The sequence below is a fragment of the Acinetobacter sp. BEC1-S18-ESBL-01 genome (genome assembly GCF_014169935.1).
GTDB lineage: Bacteria > Pseudomonadota > Gammaproteobacteria > Pseudomonadales > Moraxellaceae > Acinetobacter > Acinetobacter pittii.
Map to the genome: position 1 here is coordinate 3,708,835 of NZ_AP022302.1, position 21,028 is coordinate 3,729,862.

16 protein-coding genes, 2 tRNA genes, 3 rRNA genes and 1 pseudogene are annotated in these 21,028 nt (G+C 41.1%); 8 read left to right on the forward strand and 14 right to left on the reverse strand.

The window, feature by feature from the left end; all coding sequences use genetic code 11:
* Window positions 1–120: 120 nt before the first annotated feature.
* Window positions 121–1,380, reverse strand: a complete 1,260-nt coding sequence (locus H7R46_RS17635; protein ID WP_086260991.1) for an esterase-like activity of phytase family protein — start codon at window positions 1,378–1,380, stop codon at window positions 121–123.
* A gap of 150 nt (window positions 1,381–1,530) precedes the next feature.
* Window positions 1,531–1,935: a helix-turn-helix domain-containing protein gene (locus H7R46_RS17640; RefSeq protein ID WP_032005802.1), complete on the reverse strand. Its 405-nt coding sequence runs from the start codon at window positions 1,933–1,935 to the stop codon at window positions 1,531–1,533.
* A gap of 81 nt (window positions 1,936–2,016) precedes the next feature.
* Between H7R46_RS17640 and H7R46_RS17645 the strand changes: the two genes are divergently transcribed.
* From H7R46_RS17645 to H7R46_RS17660, 4 genes are all read left to right on the forward strand, one after another.
* Window positions 2,017–2,502, forward strand: coding sequence for a DUF2938 domain-containing protein (locus H7R46_RS17645; protein ID WP_086260992.1), 486 nt, complete (start codon window positions 2,017–2,019; stop codon window positions 2,500–2,502).
* 18 nt (window positions 2,503–2,520) lie between these two features.
* Window positions 2,521–3,087, forward strand: a complete 567-nt coding sequence (locus H7R46_RS17650) for a flavodoxin family protein (RefSeq protein WP_068930539.1) — start codon at window positions 2,521–2,523, stop codon at window positions 3,085–3,087.
* Window positions 3,088–3,091: 4 nt separating this feature from the next.
* Window positions 3,092–3,325 (forward strand): DUF2798 domain-containing protein, encoded by a 234-nt coding sequence (locus H7R46_RS17655; RefSeq protein ID WP_063099666.1) that lies wholly within the window; start codon window positions 3,092–3,094, stop codon window positions 3,323–3,325.
* 280 nt (window positions 3,326–3,605) lie between these two features.
* Window positions 3,606–4,214, forward strand: a complete 609-nt coding sequence (locus tag H7R46_RS17660; RefSeq protein ID WP_014208138.1) for a lytic transglycosylase domain-containing protein — start codon at window positions 3,606–3,608, stop codon at window positions 4,212–4,214.
* A 56-nt stretch (window positions 4,215–4,270) separates the two neighbouring features.
* Here the strand turns inward: H7R46_RS17660 and cysK are convergent, their stop codons facing one another.
* The 7 genes and pseudogenes from cysK to H7R46_RS17695 form a co-directional block, all read right to left on the reverse strand.
* Entirely contained in the window at window positions 4,271–5,269 is a 999-nt protein-coding gene (gene cysK / locus H7R46_RS17665) for a cysteine synthase A (protein WP_032037780.1), read from the reverse strand.
* A gap of 123 nt (window positions 5,270–5,392) precedes the next feature.
* Window positions 5,393–5,507 (reverse strand): 5S ribosomal RNA (gene rrf / locus H7R46_RS17670).
* 187 nt (window positions 5,508–5,694) lie between these two features.
* Window positions 5,695–8,585: ribosomal RNA gene (locus H7R46_RS17675) — 23S ribosomal RNA — on the reverse strand.
* Window positions 8,586–8,937: 352 nt separating this feature from the next.
* Window positions 8,938–9,013: transfer RNA gene (locus tag H7R46_RS17680), tRNA-Ala, on the reverse strand.
* Between the two features lie 55 nt (window positions 9,014–9,068).
* A tRNA-Ile gene (locus H7R46_RS17685) sits at window positions 9,069–9,145 on the reverse strand.
* A 59-nt stretch (window positions 9,146–9,204) separates the two neighbouring features.
* A 16S ribosomal RNA gene (locus H7R46_RS17690) occupies window positions 9,205–10,742 on the reverse strand.
* The 16S, 23S and 5S rRNA genes sit together here with 2 tRNA genes alongside, the layout of an rRNA operon.
* Window positions 10,743–11,260: 518 nt before the next feature.
* Window positions 11,261–11,831: pseudogene (locus H7R46_RS17695) on the reverse strand (TetR/AcrR family transcriptional regulator).
* 87 nt (window positions 11,832–11,918) lie between these two features.
* Between H7R46_RS17695 and H7R46_RS17700 the strand changes: the two are divergent.
* Window positions 11,919–13,133 (forward strand): oxygenase MpaB family protein, encoded by a 1,215-nt coding sequence (locus tag H7R46_RS17700; protein ID WP_086260873.1) that lies wholly within the window; start codon window positions 11,919–11,921, stop codon window positions 13,131–13,133.
* 67 nt (window positions 13,134–13,200) lie between these two features.
* Here H7R46_RS17700 and H7R46_RS17705 read toward each other — a convergent pair whose 3' ends face one another.
* The 4 genes from H7R46_RS17705 to def all read right to left on the reverse strand — a co-directional run bounded on the left by H7R46_RS17705 (window position 13,201) and on the right by def (window position 16,643).
* A complete protein-coding gene (locus H7R46_RS17705) occupies window positions 13,201–13,407 on the reverse strand; it encodes a hypothetical protein (RefSeq protein ID WP_039766350.1) in 207 nt (68 codons plus the stop codon).
* Between the two features lie 49 nt (window positions 13,408–13,456).
* Window positions 13,457–15,571: a TonB-dependent copper receptor gene (locus H7R46_RS17710; RefSeq protein WP_086260872.1), complete on the reverse strand. Its 2,115-nt coding sequence runs from the start codon at window positions 15,569–15,571 to the stop codon at window positions 13,457–13,459.
* Window positions 15,572–15,643: 72 nt separating this feature from the next.
* The gene (locus H7R46_RS17715) at window positions 15,644–16,069 is read right to left on the reverse strand and encodes a DUF2946 family protein (protein ID WP_086260871.1); all 426 of its coding nucleotides are present in this window, start codon (window positions 16,067–16,069) and stop codon (window positions 15,644–15,646) included.
* 43 nt (window positions 16,070–16,112) lie between these two features.
* Window positions 16,113–16,643 (reverse strand): peptide deformylase, encoded by a 531-nt coding sequence (def, locus tag H7R46_RS17720; RefSeq protein WP_086260870.1) that lies wholly within the window; start codon window positions 16,641–16,643, stop codon window positions 16,113–16,115.
* A gap of 122 nt (window positions 16,644–16,765) precedes the next feature.
* Between def and H7R46_RS17725 the strand changes: the two genes are divergently transcribed.
* Genes H7R46_RS17725 through H7R46_RS17735 form a run of 3 tightly spaced genes read left to right on the forward strand, consistent with a single transcriptional unit; the run spans window position 16,766 to window position 19,695 of the window.
* The gene (locus H7R46_RS17725; protein ID WP_086260869.1) at window positions 16,766–17,920 is read left to right on the forward strand and encodes a LysM peptidoglycan-binding domain-containing protein; all 1,155 of its coding nucleotides are present in this window, start codon (window positions 16,766–16,768) and stop codon (window positions 17,918–17,920) included.
* A 20-nt stretch (window positions 17,921–17,940) separates the two neighbouring features.
* Window positions 17,941–19,074 (forward strand): DNA-processing protein DprA, encoded by a 1,134-nt coding sequence (dprA, locus tag H7R46_RS17730; RefSeq protein WP_086260876.1) that lies wholly within the window; start codon window positions 17,941–17,943, stop codon window positions 19,072–19,074.
* A 51-nt stretch (window positions 19,075–19,125) separates the two neighbouring features.
* Entirely contained in the window at window positions 19,126–19,695 is a 570-nt protein-coding gene (locus H7R46_RS17735) for an L-threonylcarbamoyladenylate synthase (RefSeq protein WP_002114056.1), read from the forward strand.
* Between the two features lie 392 nt (window positions 19,696–20,087).
* Here H7R46_RS17735 and H7R46_RS17740 read toward each other — a convergent pair whose 3' ends face one another.
* Window positions 20,088–21,008, reverse strand: a complete 921-nt coding sequence (locus H7R46_RS17740) for a DMT family transporter (protein ID WP_002114137.1) — start codon at window positions 21,006–21,008, stop codon at window positions 20,088–20,090.
* Between the last annotated feature and the right edge of the window lie 20 nt (window positions 21,009–21,028).

The window sequence follows — 21,028 nt, forward strand, 5'->3', positions numbered from 1 at the left end:
TAAAACATGCGAAAACAACGATATAGAAATTAATTTGATTAAACTTTACTCAATATTTTATTCTTGTAATAAATACGGCGGACCAAAATCCGCCGCAGTTTTAATTTTTATTTATAAAGCTTAGAACAAAGCTTTTGGCAAACGAATTTGAATAATCTCGTTATCGTCAGCCAGTTTTGCGTTACGTCCTGTCGAACCAGGGAAGTTATTATCATTGAAAACCGTCAACGTTGTACCGTTTTCAATAATTACATCTTCAATGGTTTCAAATGGGAAAGCAAAAACCTGTCCCGTACCAATATCACCCTCTCTAGCTACGCCATACAACATATTCGGGTTAGCAATTTTAATTAAATCAACCAAATCTTCACGGCCGACTAGCTGGCCTGACTCATTTAATTTGATACGAATTAATTTTTTATAGCCGCCTAAATTATTCTGAGTTGCATCACGTTCAATAATAATGCCTTCTTTATCATTAAAGAGTTGGAAGTCACCAATATTGGTTGCCTTACTATCTAACTGGAACCAATAATATTTTCCTGTATACGCTTTTTTCTTCACATCAAATTGAGAAATCAATAATTGTCTTTCTGTTTCTCGAATTGATTTAATTGGCTTTTCTATAAGAGGGTAAAGATACTGCCCATCTGGCGAAATCGCCATTCCTTCAAAACCACCACTTTGTTGAACTAGAGGTTCTACAAAATTAATTTGCGCTTTATTAAACTGATTTTGTGGTGAACGTAATTCTTGAGTCGGATTTAACGGATTTGGCAGAGCAATCGGTGCATCTAATAACACGCCATCTGCTGAGAAATGGAGTAAATATGGACCAAATTCATCTCCAATCCAGTAGGTCCCGTCACTAGTACGCTGCATCGACTCTGGGTCAAAATCAGCACCCGTTAATAAACGCTCAGGTGTATTACCATTGATGATATTAAATGGAATTAATTTATTCGGATCACGCAGTTGGATAAAGCTTTGTACAGTAACTTGGCTCGTGCCTTTAGCTTTAGTTTTGAAATCAGGCTTTATTTTATAAATACGAAGTAAAAAGTCTGCTGAATTATCTTGAGTTCCAAAACCATTATCGGCCATTGCCATATAACTGCCATCTTCATTTTTTAATGCAGCAGAAAACCCCTGTACAGGCTGACCTTTAAATGGAGGATAAATTCCATTTGCACCTTTTACATAGGCACCAGAGTCTGGACCAGCAGCATAAGTTTCTACAGGTAACTTAGCAAAAGAAATTAAGGTTGGTTCGGTAACGTTTTCAGAGGGTGAAGTTTGTTCTTGGTCGTTATCATCATTACATGCTGCCAATCCTAAACTGGCGCAGCATAATAATACTGCTAAAGTTTTTTTGCTCATGGTTTTATACAGTTGGTAAAAAATTAAGCAAATTTAATCAAGCTTATATGAAGTTTTTACTTCAAAAAGATGAAATCTTTATGGCGAAAATATGACAAGACTAACTATTTAATACAACCTCAAAAATTCGACCTCTTCGCTAAGAACTGATTAAAGTTTTGTTGGCTGATATTCTCCAGCAATTGCTGCTTTTAAAAATTTTTGGAAAGTTGGACATTCCATATGATTTTCAGCAGGACATACAGCAGCATGTTCTAATCCTTGGCTGATAAAATGCAATCGTTTTGCCATTTGCTCTAATTGTTCAGCTTTATCTTTTAATTTTTGCCGATCAAGTTCAGGCTTACCATCTTGTCCAAACATTGCAGCAATCTCATTTAAAGAAAAACCCGCAGCACGACCTAAAGAGATTAATGCCAATTGATCAATGACCTGCTTGCCATATTGTCGACGTAAGCCTTGCCGCCCTATCGATTTAATTAATCCCTTCTCTTCATAAAAGCGTAGCGTTGCAGTTGTGACTTTTGCCTTTTTAGCAACTTCACCGATATCCATAATAGCCTCTTGACTTCAAGTGAACTTGAACTTGCACAATAAATTTATCACGTTTCATACGTATAAAAGCAAGGTGTAAAAATGCATACCTCTACGTTGTTCTTTCAAGCTTTATGTCTTGGTATTGGTGCAACCGTCGTTATGGATATATGGCTATTAATATTAAAGATGTTCAAAATTCCGACCTTAAATTTTGCCTTCCTCGGCCGCTGGGTTGGTTGGATATTTCAAGGGAAACTCATCCATCAATCTATTGCAAAAAGCCCACAAATTAAGGGTGAATATTTATTGGGTTGGATTGCTCACTATAGTGTTGGGATTATCTTTGCATTGAGTTTTCTTTTCATTATTGGTTCAACTTGGCTTAGCCAACCTCATTTTTATTCAGCACTAATGTTTGGTGTAGTCACCGTCCTCATTCCATTTTTTATTATGCAACCTGCGATGGGTAGTGGCTTTGCTTCATCAAAAACACCCCATCCTTTTTTGAACTGTCTAAAAAGTTTAATGAACCATAGTGTTTTTGGTTGTGGCTTATATCTCACTGCAAAACTATTTCAAATTTAAATAAAAAGGAGACTGCTCATGAAGACTGTTGCCATCATTTACCATAGCCGCCAAGGTCATACGCAATTTATTGCTCAGCAAATTCAAACTGGTATTTTGAGCCATAAAAATATGAAAGCAGATTTACTCAATACTGAAGATATTATCAACAGCCCAGAAATTCTCATCCAATATGACGGCTTAATTTGGGGCTCCCCCACTTATTTAGGTGGTGTATCTTCCAAGTTAAAACAACTCATGGATGCAACTGGTCCATTATGGAAAAAACAAAGTTTTAAAGGAAAATTAGCGGCTGGATTTACCGTTTCATCTCTACCTGCTGGTGATAAACAATCCACACTAATTTCAATTTTTACCTTTTGTATGCAACATGGCATGTTATGGGTCGGTAATCCAATCATGCCTGAACAGCACCAAGGCATTCCTTATACGCAAGCAGCCAATCGTCTCGGTTCATGGTCAGGCTTAATGGCTCAAGCTGAACATGGCAGTAATGCAGATGGTTTTGATGAAGGAGATATTAAAACTGCTCAACAATTTGGAGAAAATTTTGCATTGACCTTAAATGCTTATCAAGGAATATAAGGCCATGAAAGCACAGAAACTTTTATTCCTCTTAATTTTATCAGGAATGATGTCTTTTATAGTTTCAGGTATTTCAACTTTCAAGGCTGTAGGGCTAAATCATCACTTTGTTTCATTATGGTTATCGGCTTGGATCATTGCATGGATATTAGCTTTCCCAAGTGTATTGATTTGTGCTCCTATAGCCCAGAAATTAGTCGACATCATATTTAAGAAAGTTGAAAAAATACGCCTGTAAGTTAAAACGTACAAAACTTGCGGTGATTTGCGGATATTCAGCTTTAGTATTTTTTCATAGTATATAAATCATAGAGAGACAGGATGTCTCATTGAAGAAGAATAAGAACGCAGGAAGCGGTAGTTGACAGGAGTTAGCTACATAAAGCTGAATACGAAGAAACCTCGACAGGATGTCGGGGTTTTTTCATTTTAATTATACAAAATTCTTACTTTCTAGATGTGCTGAGCAACAGAACTTATATTGATCCGATAAGTACGGCTGAATACCATCATTTCATTTGAAATTTGATTATTGGTTTTGTATTTTGCTTACCTCATCTTTAGCTCAAGATCATTTTGAACCATCAGAATTACACCGCCTTAGCCTCAAATTTTTTATTATTGCATTGATGACAATAATGACAGGGTGTACAAGCTTAGGGCCGAATAGTGGTTCATTTTCTTGGCGCTCAAATAAACTCTCGTCTGGCTTACAAAAAGCTTATTCTGTTCCAGCGAGCACAGCCAATCGGCTATCTCCAATGATTATTCAAAGTGCTGACCAATATAATGTCCCCCCTCTTTTACTCGCAGCAGTCATCAGGCAAGAGTCTAGTTACAATAGTAATGCTCGCTCTCCTACTGGCGCCGTCGGTTTAACTCAAATTATTCCAAGTTATTGGCAACAAACTTGTGCGGGGAATTTATATGATGAAACCACTAATATTCAATGTGGTGCTTATATCTTAAATCACTATTATCAGTCAGCTGATAGTTGGTTCAAGGCAACAGCTTATTATAATGTGGGACCAACTGGATATGAGCGAAGCTTCTGGACACGACACAAAGCAAAAAAATATGCTCGATCTGTGAAACGTCATCAGAAAACTTTAAAAAGTGCATTATAAATTAAGATCAAATAAAAAAAGCCCATCTATTAATGGGCTTTTTTACATAGTTAATTTTATTCGTCAAATAAACCTTCAAATAAAACAGAAGATAAATATCGTTCCCCGCTATCAGGAAGAATAACAACTATTGTTTTACCAGCGTTTTCAGGACGCTCTGCAATTTTAGCTGCAGCAGCCAAGGCAGCTCCACTTGAGATACCTACCAAAATACCTTCTTGAGTTGCACAGTTTCTCGCCCATTGAATTGCTTCTTCACTACTCACTGGTAAGACTTCATCAACCAAATCTAAATCAAGATTTTTTGGAATAAAGTTTGCACCAATCCCCTGAATTTTATGGGGTGCAGGCGTAATACTTTCACCATTTTTAGTTTGAGTAATAATTGGAGACTCAGCAGGTTCAACTGCTACTGAGTACAATGGCTTATTTTGGACCTGTTCAAAATAACGAGAAATACCCGTTATCGTACCTCCAGTACCTACGCCAGCAACTAAAATATCAACCTGCCCACCTGTTGCTTGCCAAATTTCTGGGCCAGTTGTGTCCACATGAATTTGTGGATTGGCTGGGTTTTCGAATTGTTGAGGTAAAAAATAAACATCTGGCTGCTCAGTTGCTAATCGTACCGCTTCATCAACCGCACCTTTCATCCCTTTCGCCGGTTCAGTTAGAACTAAATTAGCACCTAAAGCTTTTAATACTTTTCTGCGTTCAAGACTCATACTGGCTGGCATAGTCAAAGTAATTGGATAACCCTTCGCCGCCGCAACAAAAGCCAATGCAATCCCTGTATTACCACTAGTTGGTTCAACTATATGCATGCCTTCTTTCAACACACCTCTTTTTTCTGCATCTGCAATAAGTGCAGCCCCAATACGGCATTTCACAGAAAAGGCAGGATTACGACTTTCTACTTTCGCTAATACAGTTGCACCAGTTTTAATTAAACGGTTGATGCGAACTAAAGGAGTATTACCAATAGCTTCTGCATTATTTGAATAAACTGCGATACCTAAATTATTGGGTGTTGGGAATTGTTGATCGGTAGACATGTTATATCCTTATTAGACTTGATATGAATTTCTTCCATTATAATCATATAAAGAATTATAGGTATAAATTCCGCACATAAAGAAACACCCCCATTCGTTAGAACGGGGGTGTTTGGAATAATGAGCTGGCGATGACTTACTCTCACATGGGTAACCCCACACTACCATCAGCGCTAAGAGGTTTCACTTCTGAGTTCGGGAAGGGATCAGGTGGTTCACTCTTGCTATGGTCGCCAGCACAACTGGTATGGATACTTGCTTCGTTTTATTCACTGTGTGATACGTTGCGTTTTCCAAATCTTGACAGATGGGCTGATTGAATCTGATTTTTCGTTGTTCATTTTAGCTAGTAGTATAACTAAATCAAGTTGCTTTGCATGTTTATGAATCGATTGATGCTTCATATACAACTGCTTGGGTGTTGTATAGTCAAGCCTCACGAGCAATTAGTATTGGTCAGCTTCACATATCACTATGCTTCCACATCCAACCTATCAACGTCCTAGTCTCGAACGGCTCTTTAGAGGAATAAATTCCTAGGGAAATCTTATCTTGAGGTAGGCTTCCCGCTTAGATGCTTTCAGCGGTTATCCCTTCCGAACATAGCTACCCGGCGATGCGACTGGCGTCACAACCGGTACACCAGAGGTTCGTCCACTCTGGTCCTCTCGTACTAGGAGCAGATCCTCTCAAATTTCCAGCGCCCACGGTAGATAGGGACCGAACTGTCTCACGACGTTCTAAACCCAGCTCGCGTACCTCTTTAAATGGCGAACAGCCATACCCTTGGGACCTGCTTCAGCCCCAGGATGAGATGAGCCGACATCGAGGTGCCAAACACCGCCGTCGATATGAACTCTTGGGCGGTATCAGCCTGTTATCCCCAGAGTACCTTTTATCCGTTGAGCGATGGCCCTTCCATACAGAACCACCGGATCACTAAGACCTACTTTCGTACCTGCTCGACTTGTGGGTCTCGCAGTTAAGCGCGCTTTTGCCTTTATACTCTACGCGTGATTTCCGACCACGCTGAGCGCACCTTCGTACTCCTCCGTTACTCTTTAGGAGGAGACCGCCCCAGTCAAACTACCCACCAGACACGGTCCTCGTCCCGGATAACGGGACAGAGTTAGAACCTCAACATTACCAGGGTGGTATTTCAAGGACGGCTCCATTGGAACTAGCGTTCCAACTTCAAAGCCTCCCACCTATCCTACACAAGTAAGGTCAAAGTTCAGTGTCAAGCTGCAGTAAAGGTTCACGGGGTCTTTCCGTCTAGCCGCGGGTACACTGCATCTTCACAGCGATTTCGATTTCACTGAGCCTCTGCTGGAGACAGCGCCGCCATCATTATGCCATTCGTGCAGGTCGGAACTTACCCGACAAGGAATTTCGCTACCTTAGGACCGTTATAGTTACGGCCGCCGTTTACTGGGGCTTCGATCAAGAGCTTCGCTTACGCTAACCCCATCAATTAACCTTCCAGCACCGGGCAGGCATCACACCCTATACGTCCACTTTCGTGTTTGCAGAGTGCTATGTTTTTAATAAACAGTTGCAGCGGCCTGGTTTCTGCGGCTGTCGTCAGCTCAGGAAGCAAGTTCCATCACCAACAACAGCGTACCTTCTCCCGAAGTTACGGTACCATTTTGCCTAGTTCCTTCAGCAGAGTTCTCTCAAGCGCCTTGGTCTACTCGACCTGACCACCTGTGTCGGTTTCGGGTACGATTCCTGTGTAACTGAAGCTTAGAGACTTTTCCTGGAAGCATGGTATCAGCCACTTCACTGTACAAGTACAGCTTGCTATCGGATCTCAGTATAGAGTACCCCGGATTTGCCTAAGATACATACCTACATCCTTCCACCTGGACAACCAACGCCAGGCTGACTTAACCTTCTCCGTCCTCTCATCGCATTACACAGAAGTATTGGAATATTAACCAATTTCCCATCGACTACGCCTTTCGGCCTCGCCTTAGGGGTCGACTCACCCAGCCCCGATTAACGTTGGACTGGAACCCTTGGTCTTTCGGCGAACGGGTTTTTCACCCGTTTTGTCGTTACTCACGTCAGCATTCGCACTTCTGATACCTCCAGCATACTTCTCAATACACCTTCATCGGCTTACAGAACGCTCCCCTACCACTTGACTAATGTCAAATCCGCAGCTTCGGCACATAATTTTAGCCCCGTTACATCTTCCGCGCAGGCCGACTCGACTAGTGAGCTATTACGCTTTCTTTAAAGGGTGGCTGCTTCTAAGCCAACCTCCTAGCTGTCTATGCCTTCCCACATCGTTTCCCACTTAACTATGATTTTGGGGCCTTAGCTGGCGGTCTGGATTGTTTTCCTCTTGACTACGGACGTTAGCACCCGCAGTCTGTCTCCCGGATAGTACTCATAGGTATTCGGAGTTTGCATCGGTTTGGTAAGTCGGGATGACCCCCTAGCCGAAACAGTGCTCTACCCCCTATGGTATTCGTCCGAGGCGCTACCTAAATAGCTTTCGGGGAGAACCAGCTATCACCAGGCTTGATTAGCCTTTCACCCCTATCCACAAGTCATCCCCTGGCTTTTCAACGACAGTGGGTTCGGTCCTCCAGTTAGTGTTACCCAACCTTCAACCTGCTCATGGATAGATCGCCTGGTTTCGGGTCTATACCCAGCAACTAAACGCCCTATTAAGACTCGATTTCTCTACGGCTCCCCTATACGGTTAACCTCGCTACTGAATATAAGTCGCTGACCCATTATACAAAAGGTACGCAGTCACACCACGAAGGTGCTCCCACTGCTTGTATGCATGCGGTTTCAGGATCTATTTCACTCCCCTCACAGGGGTTCTTTTCGCCTTTCCCTCACGGTACTGGTTCACTATCGGTCAGTCAGGAGTATTTAGCCTTGGAGGATGGTCCCCCCATATTCAGACAAGGTTTCACGTGCCTCGCCCTACTCGTCATCATTATGTGTGCCCTTTCGTGTACGGGAATATCACCCTCTACGTTCGCACTTCCCAGAGCGTTCCACTAAAACACACATAACTTAATGGGCTGATCCCCGTTCGCTCGCCGCTACTGAGGGAATCTCAATTGATTTCTTTTCCTAAGGGTACTGAGATGTTTCACTTCCCCTCGTTCGCCTTGCAACACTATGTATTCATGTTGCAATACCTACCTTAAAGTAGGTGGGTTCCCCCATTCAGAAATCTCCGGATCAAAGGATATTTGCCGCCTCCCCGGAGCTTTTCGCAGGCTATCACGTCTTTCATCGCCTCTGACTGCCAAGGCATCCACCACATGCACTTAATTACTTGACTATACAACCCCAAACAGTCGTCAACACCTACAAGTGAGTGTTGTCCGTGCGATTCTTCATCGCTACTATCTGTTGTCTGTGTACTTAAACACTGTACAGCTTCAATCTAAATTCATATACCAAAACGCTTGATTCAGTTAATTTGCTAGTTCTCAATTCATCTAGATTAATTGCTTAATCTAAACTCTTGAGTGAACAATTTATTTCAGACTCAATTTTGCCAATCTGTTAATGAATAAACATGCCTTCGTCAGGTCATGCTTAATACCGTGATACTTAAATCACAGAAGTTAATAAACCAAGATCTAAATCTCTATTTACTAATTTCTGTAATCCGAACTTCTCTTAAGTTCTGGTGGAGACTAGGAGAGTCGAACTCCTGACCTCCTGCGTGCAAAGCAGGCGCTCTACCAACTAAGCTAAGTCCCCAGCTTACATCATCAGTCATGTATCTTTTATCTATAACTTCAACCAGTCAAAGTCATGGTGGGTCTGACAAGACTTGAACTTGTGACCCCACGCTTATCAAGCGTGTGCTCTAACCAACTGAGCTACAGACCCTCAGATACATCTATGAAGAACAACTTGTTGTGGATTCTTACCAATCGTCAATCTTTCGTTAAGGAGGTGATCCAGCCGCAGGTTCCCCTACGGCTACCTTGTTACGACTTCACCCCAGTCATCGGCCACACCGTGGTAACCGCCCTCTTTGCAGTTAGGCTAGCTACTTCTGGTGCAACAAACTCCCATGGTGTGACGGGCGGTGTGTACAAGGCCCGGGAACGTATTCACCGCGGCATTCTGATCCGCGATTACTAGCGATTCCGACTTCATGGAGTCGAGTTGCAGACTCCAATCCGGACTACGATCGGCTTTTTGAGATTAGCATCCTATCGCTAGGTAGCAACCCTTTGTACCGACCATTGTAGCACGTGTGTAGCCCTGGCCGTAAGGGCCATGATGACTTGACGTCGTCCCCGCCTTCCTCCAGTTTGTCACTGGCAGTATCCTTAAAGTTCCCGACATTACTCGCTGGCAAATAAGGAAAAGGGTTGCGCTCGTTGCGGGACTTAACCCAACATCTCACGACACGAGCTGACGACAGCCATGCAGCACCTGTATGTAAGTTCCCGAAGGCACCAATCCATCTCTGGAAAGTTCTTACTATGTCAAGGCCAGGTAAGGTTCTTCGCGTTGCATCGAATTAAACCACATGCTCCACCGCTTGTGCGGGCCCCCGTCAATTCATTTGAGTTTTAGTCTTGCGACCGTACTCCCCAGGCGGTCTACTTATCGCGTTAGCTGCGCCACTAAAGCCTCAAAGGCCCCAACGGCTAGTAGACATCGTTTACGGCATGGACTACCAGGGTATCTAATCCTGTTTGCTCCCCATGCTTTCGCACCTCAGCGTCAGTGTTAGGCCAGATGGCTGCCTTCGCCATCGGTATTCCTCCAGATCTCTACGCATTTCACCGCTACACCTGGAATTCTACCATCCTCTCCCACACTCTAGCTAACCAGTATCGAATGCAATTCCCAAGTTAAGCTCGGGGATTTCACATTTGACTTAATTAGCCGCCTACGCGCGCTTTACGCCCAGTAAATCCGATTAACGCTTGCACCCTCTGTATTACCGCGGCTGCTGGCACAGAGTTAGCCGGTGCTTATTCTGCGAGTAACGTCCACTATCTCTAGGTATTAACTAAAGTAGCCTCCTCCTCGCTTAAAGTGCTTTACAACCATAAGGCCTTCTTCACACACGCGGCATGGCTGGATCAGGCTTGCGCCCATTGTCCAATATTCCCCACTGCTGCCTCCCGTAGGAGTCTGGGCCGTGTCTCAGTCCCAGTGTGGCGGATCATCCTCTCAGACCCGCTACAGATCGTCGCCTTGGTAGGCCTTTACCCCACCAACTAGCTAATCCGACTTAGGCTCATCTATTAGCGCAAGGTCCGAAGATCCCCTGCTTTCTCCCGTAGGACGTATGCGGTATTAGCATTCCTTTCGAAATGTTGTCCCCCACTAATAGGCAGATTCCTAAGCATTACTCACCCGTCCGCCGCTAAGATCAGTAGCAAGCTACCTCTCTCCGCTCGACTTGCATGTGTTAAGCCTGCCGCCAGCGTTCAATCTGAGCCATGATCAAACTCTTCAGTTAAAATCATTTTGCACCTTATTAAAGACAAGGTGCCAATTCTGGCTCATCAATTACTGACTTAAATTTCGCTCAAATAAACTTCGAGTAATTTAAACCAATCAATTAATGAAAATTATTTCGATTAATCAATCAGTAAAAATCCACACAAGTTGTTCTTCAATTCTCTTAATGATCTTCTTCCTGGTTCGTCACCAGCAAGCTAGGTCGGCTATATTACTCTTAATCTCTTAAAAGTCAACAGGTAATTTCGATATTTTTAAAACTCATCTCTCAAACCAACTCACCATCAAATTCATCACTTAAAGCAATCAACTTAATCACAAGTAACTGTTTTTCAACAAGTTTCTATCTGCATCACCGCCGATGGATGTGCATTATAGACCATCTCATCCCCTTTGCAAGCGAAAATTAAAAATTAATGACTTGAGCGTTTACTTTTAAACCACAATATACATTAAGCTATTGTTTTATATTAATAATTATTTTATTTTTTTATTTTTGACTTAAATAAGCCAGTATCATGCTCGATAATTCTCGCTTAAGTTGTTGTTCTGAGATAAGAAAATTGTTCTGGCTTACATAACGCATCATCGTAAAAAGCGTACTATTAATAATTACAAAGGATTTATACTTTACCTGTTCGAAGTCCCACTGATGAGGATTTCTACTGAATGTATATAGCCCTACTTCAAAAAAATGCTTTTCTAAAATCTGAGCAGCTTGCGAATGACTATAGTCATGCCAGTGTTTCAGCACTTCTATAAAAAAACCATGATCGGCTTTTAATGCATTAAATCCCAACTCTATTGCTAAGGGAATGAGCAGTTCTAAAGGAATATTTCCCTGTCGCACAACTAATTCTTTAAGTTGTTGCCCCATCAATTCGCTTTTACGGCGCAATAGTTCTTCTATGATTTGATCTTTATTCTCAAAGTATTGGTAAATCGACCCAACACTTACGCCAGATTTCTCTGCAATTTTAGGCGTCGTCGTATGTAGTAATCCATACTGGGCGATACACTGCTGTGTCGCCTCTAAAATATGGTCAACAATAATTTTTGAACGCTTTTGCTGTGGGGCTTTTCTCATCGTTTTTTATTCGTTAAATGCGAATTGAATGCGAATAATTATTCATATTAGCCTATTTATTATTCAGTTCAATAAGTAAGTAACGATATGCAAATGATTAGCCCGACTCGACTTGCTTCTTTTAATGACATGCAAGACAGTAATTTCTTTACTCAGTTTTTAAATATCTGTTGCGGAAAACCTGTACAACCAAACTATAAAGAATATGTGTCTTTACAACATGCTCTTTGTGAAGGGGACGTTGAAATGGATAAGGTGATTGATTGGGTTATGGAAGATCCCAAAGGTCACCGAATGATTTTTGAGAAGATATTATTTCAAGGCCGCGATAACCTATCTGAGCCGCTACCTACTGAGTTAGAAAATTTCTTTAATTACATTGAGCAAAAGCCTGAATGGTTAGATCAGCGTCAAATTGATGAGGCTGTTAAATTTACTCATCATTTAGGAATAAATAATGGTTTTATTCTTAGAGATTTATCCTTAATGGCGGGATATTTATATCCGGGGTTTAATCAGCCACTAATTTTAACGGGTGCATTAAAGAAACAAGCGGGTACTCGTTTAGCAGAAACCACAAAATGGTGGGTTGATATTACTGAACCTCAAGGACTTGACCGTCTAAGTTCAGGTTTTACGTCAACGATTTATGTTCGCTTTATTCATGCACTCGTTCGCCGACAATTAAAAAAGTCTGATCGTTGGGATAGTGAGGTTTGGGGAATTCCTCTTAATCAATTTGATTTAGCAATGACTAATTTGGCTTTTAGCAGTGTAGTTTTACTTGGTATTAGAGCTTTAGGTGTATGGCCGACCAAACAAAAAGCCAAGAGTTTTTTACATTTTTGGCGTTATATTGGCTGGTTAATGGGTATTGATGAAAAATGGCTTATTCAATCTGAATCTGAGGGTTGGAGGTTACTTTACTGGATGCAGTTTGCTCACCCTCGCTCCGATCACAGCAGTGTTGAGTTAGGATCAAGCTTATCCAAAGAGCCTTTTGAGAGAAAATATCTGCATTTACGCCCTCTGCAGCAGAAGCTTGCTTATCGACAACATTTAGAACTTACCCAATTTTTTATTGGCAAGAAGAGAATGAAACTACTCGGATTGCCTCAGCAGTCTGCCTCATGGTTTGCTTATTATCTAATTGTGCGTAATTCACTACTTTATAATGGTGCAAAGCTTTCACCAAAAGTTGAAAAGTTTTTATCTAAATCAGGCCGTAATATACAAAAACTTGGCTTAACGCTTTATCAGAATCAAGGTAAGGCAAAAACCTTAGCGAGTATGCATCAATAACTTTTAAAACTTAAAAACAAAAATGGAAGCCCGTTAATTAGACTTCCATTTTCAAATATTAAGGAACTTATTGAGCTGATGAACTGTGCATTTCAGCGTGATTCATTTGCTCGTGTGACTCCGTCATCTGCTTCTTTTTTTGACTTGGCATGTAGTCAGGCTCATTATTGATGGCCAAGTAAAAAATAATCATAAACAATACACTCAAGATAGAAGCCACAATAAGTAACTTCCATCCCCACCAAGACTGTTCAGGTGATAATTTATCAGTCATTTCATTTCTCTCTTTAAATTAATATTTTCAGTTCATTCGCTACGGCTTATTAAAACTTCATGCTCATACGAACCCAGTAATTTCTTCCGATATTGTTGAACTGCTCTTCGCTCGCAAATCCAAACCCTGCACTACCTGCTTTATTTAAGTGTTCGGTATAGGTCTTATCTAATACGTTATCGATGCCAACAGAGACATCGATATCTTTACGAAGGTTGTAACTTCCGTTTAGAGAAAGAGTCGAGAAACCTTTACTTGGTTTTAAGTCATATCCTACGATATTACCCTGATGTAGACTCACGCGGTTTTGCTCAGCAACCGCTCGCCACAACAGACCAAAATTATATTTGTCGGCCACATAGCGAATATTTAAGCGACCTTCTAAAGGTGAAATTTGAGGTAGTGGTTTGTCATCTGTGGTGTTTTTACCCCATGCATACATCGCACTCAAATCTGCCTGAATACGGTCAGTGAATTGATATCCAATACCCGCTTCCGCACCTGCGATGGTTGCATCGACATTCTTGGCACCCGCAGTAATATCATGACTCATCTCATGCGCACCCATTCCTGTACTTGGGTGATGGTGATAACTCATTAAAATGTAGTCATCTACTAAACCTGCATAAGCAGAAGCCCATGTGTTTAAAGCGCCATGTTGTTGCTGGAAGCCCATATCCAACTGTAATGTTTTCTCAGGATTCACACCGTTAAAAGTATTGGTTGAGCCCGAATTACCATGTTTAGGCGAGAAAAGTTCCCAATAATCAGGCATACGCTCTACATAACCTAAACCAATATAGCTTTTTAGGTCATGCTCAGGATGTTGATTTTCCCAACGGACAAATGCACTCGGTAAAGTCTTTTCAAGTTTAGTATTAAAGCCTTTTGTTTGAGAATCAGCGCGCTCATCTTCAACTGTGACGCGATCTAAACGTGCACCTGCAACCATTTTGTTGAAATCGTTCCATTGATAGCCGAGTTCGCCAAAAGCACCGTATGATTGAAAACGCATATCTTGACGATATGGAATATTCATAGAAGGCATTGTTGGCGATGACATGCTACCGCCATGTTTATTAAACTGAGAGTCAACGCCTGTGATCAAACTCCATTTATTCCATTCAGAAGTCATTGCCAAACGTGAGTTTAATGTGCGGCGTGTCACTTGCATTGCCATTGGATTCGGCATCAGCATGGTCATACCACCATGATTCATTTCAACTAATGGCGGTGTGCGCAAACTAAAGTTATCCATAATATGGTCGTTATAGCTGTAGTTCACCTGCCCTTCAATTTTCTTAATGACGTCAGTGATATTTTTCTTTTCAAACCGCAGACCTAAGCTTTCTCGCGCAAATTGAGATCCATCCATTGAACGTCCAGCATAAAGCGATTCACCATCAGATTTTCCACCAGTGAGTTCGACCCACGTGTTTTCATCTGGAGTAAAGCCAAGTGCTACATCAGCATTCCACTTTTTCCATGCTGACGGCACGGTATTGCCGTCACCATCTTGATAACTATTCGATTCTGAACGATTGGCATTTAAACGGATATATTTCTTTTCATCACCAATTGCCGCCTCAACGTTATGGTCAATACGTCCATATGAACCTAATAAGACACTTGCTTGCCCACGATAAGGTTTTTCAGAGGTAAGTTTCTCAGGCTGACGTTCAAAAAGGATTGTTGCTGCCGAACCTGTATTGGCATATTGAACCGTTTGTGGACCTTTAATCACAGAAATACGATCATAACTTTCTGGTGAAATATAAGAAGTTGGAGCATCCATACGGTTTGGACAAGCACCTAAGTTCTCAGTTCCATCTGTCAAAATTTTGATGCGTGACCCAAACATACCTCGGAATGTCACATCACCATTCGTTCCCCCACTTTGTATTGAGTTAAAACCCATAATACTTTGTAGATAGTCTGCACCATCTGTAGCAGGCACTGGCTGAATCGGTTGCTTTGGGTCTGCATGTACAATCAAGCCATTTGCATCGTTGCCTTGTTGTGCTGTAACAACAATAGGTGCTAATGAGTGAAGCGCTTTGGTATCGGCATCATTTTTTTCTGAATTAGCAAAAACTAGCCCCGAATGAGAGACAGCAAGCATCGCAACCCATAAAGGTTGTAGTAAAAATTTAGAATGTGGCATTTTTATACGCTCTAAAACATAAATAAAGTGATATCGAAGTCAGTTAAGACCCCAACAAAAAATTGCTTTTATTTATGCAAATAGAGGTGGTGCACGCCCTTGCGGGAGTAGAAAAAGTCGCTGTAGTACAAAGTAGATATGTCTAAATGCTTGTTGATAAGCGACTAAGCGGACTTGTATGCGGACTAAAACTTCTTTTACGCCAAATTCAGGTGGCAAAACCAGATTGGCATAGACGGTACAATATTGACACTGGTGATTTGCATCATGATGATCATGTTGCCCAGAGCCTTGTGCCTGTTCAATATGATGTTCATGATGTGAATGCATGGCATGTGACATGGTTTCCATCTGTGCTTTAGGTTTAAGCAAAGCGAGGGTAATAGTTTCACAGACCGGAGCAATTTGATACTGCTTCGGTAATAGCGGCTGTAGAAATACCGCGACCTGTAAAAATACTGCTGCACATGCAAGCAGTAAACCACTACGAAAAACCAAAAATCACATCCACACTACATTAATGTTTCAAGAATAGAAATTTTTAACGTTTTACTGCAACTTTTTCACGCTCACGTTGACGAACAACTTTTTCGACTTTTTCTCGAGCACGCTGACGTTTAAGTGGCGACAAATAATCCACAAATAATTTGCCATTTAAGTGATCCATTTCATGTTGGATACAAACAGCGAGAAGTCCATCAGCTTCTAACTCAAATGCTTGACCTTCAAGGCTAATTGCCTCAATTTTCACACGTGACGGGCGCTCAACTTTGTCGTATATTTGTGGCACCGATAGGCAGCCTTCTTCGTACTGCTGCTTATCTTCTGTCAGTGGAGTTATTTTGGGGTTAATGAAAACCATAGGGTCATCTTTAGATTCAGACAAATCTATGACGATAAGCTGAATATGACGATCGACCTGAGAAGCTGCTAAACCAATACCTGGTGCCGCATACATGGTTTCAAGCATATCTGCTGCAAGTTGACGAATTTCATCAGTAACTTCTTCAACAGGCTTAGCAATGGTACGAAGACGGGGATCAGGAAAACTTAAAATAGGTAATAAGGCCATACTGACGTCCTCACTTATGCCATTGATTGAAAAACCAAATGAAGGAAATACTTCATCGAAAAATTGTGTGTTAGCCGCCTATTATAACGCATCTGCACGCATAATTTTTAGGAATTATCATAATGAAAAAGGTTTTTGACGGCATGGTTCAATTTCATGCTTTGGGGATTAAAAAGCATTTACTTGCTTTGGCACTTTTTACAGGGGTTGCATTCAGTACGTTAGCAGAGACTTATGCTGCTAGTCCGAACCATAATCCACCCTCTCTTAAAAGTAATGCACCACATGTCTACGTTGTAAAACGAGGAGATACGCTATGGGATATTTCCGGTCACTTTCTGAGTAAACCTTGGCGCTGGCCTGAAATTTGGGCAAATAATCAGCATGTCAAAAATCCACACTGGATTTATCCTGGTGATCGATTACTGCTGTGTAGTTTAGATGGCCGTCCATTGGTTGGAAAAGATGAAGGAAATGGCTGTGTCGGCATTATTCGCCGTTACACAGGCCAAATGACAAATTTACAACCTCAAGTTCGTGTGGAGTCACTTAACAATAACGTACCTGTTATTCCTCTTGAGCATATCAAACAATGGTTAGAACACAGCACTATTCTACCTATCGATGCAATTCAACACACTCCTTATGTAGTCGGTACTGCCGATCAACGTGTACTGGCGGCAAAAGGTCAAACTATTTATGCGCGCGGACAAGGTTTAATTGATGGTCAACGTTATGCAGTTTATCGTGAAGGTGAACCTTATTATTTCACCGATAATAAAGGCAAAAAGCACAGTCTAGGTATTGAGCTACAACAAGTTGCCTCAGGGATTGCTATCTCTTCTGAAAAAGACATTACCACGCTTGAGTTAACTGATAGCTACAATTCTGAAGTACGTCGTGGTGATCGGGTGATGCCAGAAGAAGAAGCAACCTTACCTACTTTGTTTTATCCGGTGGATGCCACTCAGGTGACGGACGGCGGCAAAATTATTCGTGTAATGGGCTCAATTGGTACTGCTGCCAAAAATAGTGTGGTGACTTTAGACCGCGGTACGGCACAAGGTATTCAAGTAGGACAAGTTTTTGATATTACACAACAAGGTGAAACCATTCGAGATCCTAAAACCAAAGAACCAATACAGTTACCAGGACAACAAATTGGTAGTCTGATGGTCTTTAGAACTTTTGATCAGTTGAGTTATGCCTACGTATTAGAAAGCGATTTACCAGTTAAAGTTGGTTCAAGCATTCAGCCACCCCGCTTTAATGATTAATGCTGGATGTACCTTTTACAATGCTTACTCAACTTTCTTCACACCATTACCACACGCTTAAAGTGTGGTATTTGGTGCAACACTCTTTAGTCAGCTTTAAAAAAATTGTCGATTATTTTGGTAGCTGTGAAAAGGCGATCCAACCTGCTGGATTATCTCAATGGCGCAATCTCGGGTTACATGCTAATCATTTAAAACGCGTAGATGAATTTCAAACTGCTCAGGGTCAAGCTCAGTTTGAAAAATTAACTGAGCAGATCCGGCAATATACCGACTTTATTTTAACGGCAGATGACTCAGGCTATCCCACTCAGTTATTACCTTATACAGATCACCCACCTATCATTTTTGGAAAAGGTCAGGCACAAGCCTTATTACAACCACAAATTGCGATTGTAGGTAGCCGAAAACCAAGCCCACATGGTCGTCAGGTTGCTTATGATTTTGCCTATTACTTAAGTGAAAAAGGTTTTTATGTGAGTAGTGGCTTGGCATATGGCATTGATGAAGCTGCTCACCAAGGAGCATCAGCACATCAACGTACAATTGCAGTAACAGGAACTGGTTTAGACAGTACCTACCCTGCTCAAAATAAAAAACTTGCAGAACATATTTTGGCTCAAAACGGCGCGATTATTACTGAGTTTTTGCCTGGGACACCTCCACTACAACAGCATTTCCCACGTAGAAACCGAATTGTTAGCGGTTTGAGTTTAGGCGTGTTAGTGGTAGAAGCTACCTTAAAAAGTGGTTCTCTCATCACTGCGAACAAAGCTGCCGAACAAGGTAAGACTGTATTTGCCATTCCTGGTCATATTTACAGTGAGTTTCATCAAGGTTGCCATCAACTTATTCGTGAGGGAGCAATTTTAGTCGATCATCCTGAACAAATTATTGAAGACCTTGCTTTACCCACTCAGTGGCAAAGTCAGCAACAAAACTCCACCGAGGAGGCTGTAGTTTCTAGTACCCCAGAAATTCCTGAGCATTTAATTAACCTTTATCAATCTTTAGACTGGGTCGGACAAAATATTGATCAGCTTGTCTTACATCACTCTCAGCCTGTTGCAGAACTCACCTCTTCACTGATGGAACTAGAACTACTTGGTTTATGTATGCAACAATCAGGATTGTATTTACGTTGTCGTTCTTAGTATTGGAGCGCACAATAGCAATTCTGTCTGATTGAAAGGAAGAGTATTACCATGATTACCACCTCAGTTACCGAAGCAGCCGAATGTTTACAACAAGGTCAAGTTTTGGCATATCCAACTGAGGCAGTTTGGGGGCTAGGTTGCGACCCTTTTAATGAGCAAGCTTTTCAAAAGATTCTTGAACTAAAGCAAAGGCCTATTGAAAAGGGTGTAATTTTATTAGCAGGTCATATTAGCCAAGTCGAGCACCTACTAACTTCTCTACCTCAAACAACCCAACAAGAAATTATTGATTGTTGGACTAATCATCAACCTTCAGAAAGAGCAACAACTTGGCTATTACCTGCTGGCGAACATATTCCTTCATGGATTAAAGGTGAGCATTCTCTTGTCGCTGTTCGAGTCACTACACATCCTTTATGTGTGGCATTATGCAATGCTTTTCATGGCTTTATTGTCTCGACTAGTGCGAACCCAAGTGGACAAGAACCTGCACACTCATTACAGGATGCCTGCCAATACTTTGGTTCACAATTAAACTATCTGAATGGTGACTTAGGCCAGAGCCAACAACCAAGCCGAATCATTAACGCTCTTACCAGAGAGATTATTCGCGCCTAATTTCAAACAAAAAAAAGCTCAGTTATATAGGGATAACTGAGCATAAAAAAGGATGGGTATATACCACATCCAGAGGGTTTGGATATCTGTGGAACGAAAGGTAATTTACAAAGAAAAGAGCGCCTTTCGTAGTGGCCGCTATTATGTGGTAAGAGGTTCAATGAGAGAAATATATTATTTCTCTAAAAAAAGCATGAAAAGTGTAGGGAATTTACGGTTTTTTGCCTATAAATTAAAATTATATTAATATTTTTACTCGGCTTTTTTAATATTTATATTACAACCTATTTTTATAAACTATTTATAAATCATATAGAAAAACTTTAACTAAGAAAAAATTGGCATATTTTTATGAGTTTTTTTCAAAATATGCCATAGTTTTTTTACTGACTTTAGTTTTGTTCTTGCATTAATTCGCTCTTTTTAGGACTCACCTTCTTCTGAGCCATAATGATACCAATTAAAATAACAATCCCACCTAACGTGTGATAAATGGTCCACTGCTCAGACAACCAGACACTTGCAATAACTGCTGTAAAGACAGGTACCAAGTTCATAAAAATACTGGTTCTATTAGGACCGAGTTGTTGAACAGCTAACATCCAAACTAACGGCGCAATGAGTGAAGCAAATACTCCTGCATAAATAGCACTTGGTGCATTTTCAACATTTAAAGCATCAAGTCCAAACCAGAGAATTAAAGGAATATGAAATATGACAGAAAACCCAATCTGAACATATAAGCTTGTCATAATTGGTAGAGGCAGCTGCCATTTTTTAAGGAATACTCCATAAAATGCATAGAAGAATACGGCAATAATCATCAATGCATCACCAAGGTGTCCGCCACCACTTAAAAGCTTATTAATATTTCCTTGGGACATGACATATAACAAACCTGCAAAAGATAGAATACTGCCAAAAACTGCAAAGCGATTAGGCACATCTTTTAAAATGGCAAGCGAAACAAAGATCGTAAAGATGGGAATAAATGCATTCACAATCCCCATATTGGTTGCACTCGTATAATGGGCAGCCGTATAAGCTAAGCCTTGATAAAGTACCATCCCAAATGCACTTAACACAGCAAGCTTAGGTAAATATGGTATTACTAGTCGTCTTTGTCTCCACACAGACATAAACATAAATGGAGTCAAAATAATAAAAGCGATTAACCACCGATAAAAGCTAATGCTTACCGGAGAGATATAATCCGAGACATAGCGGGTGACTACAATATTTAAAGACCAAATCAATACTGCCAAAATGGGAAAAATAAACGCCCATTTGTGATATTTCATGACCTGACTCATAGCAATACACCATCTACAAA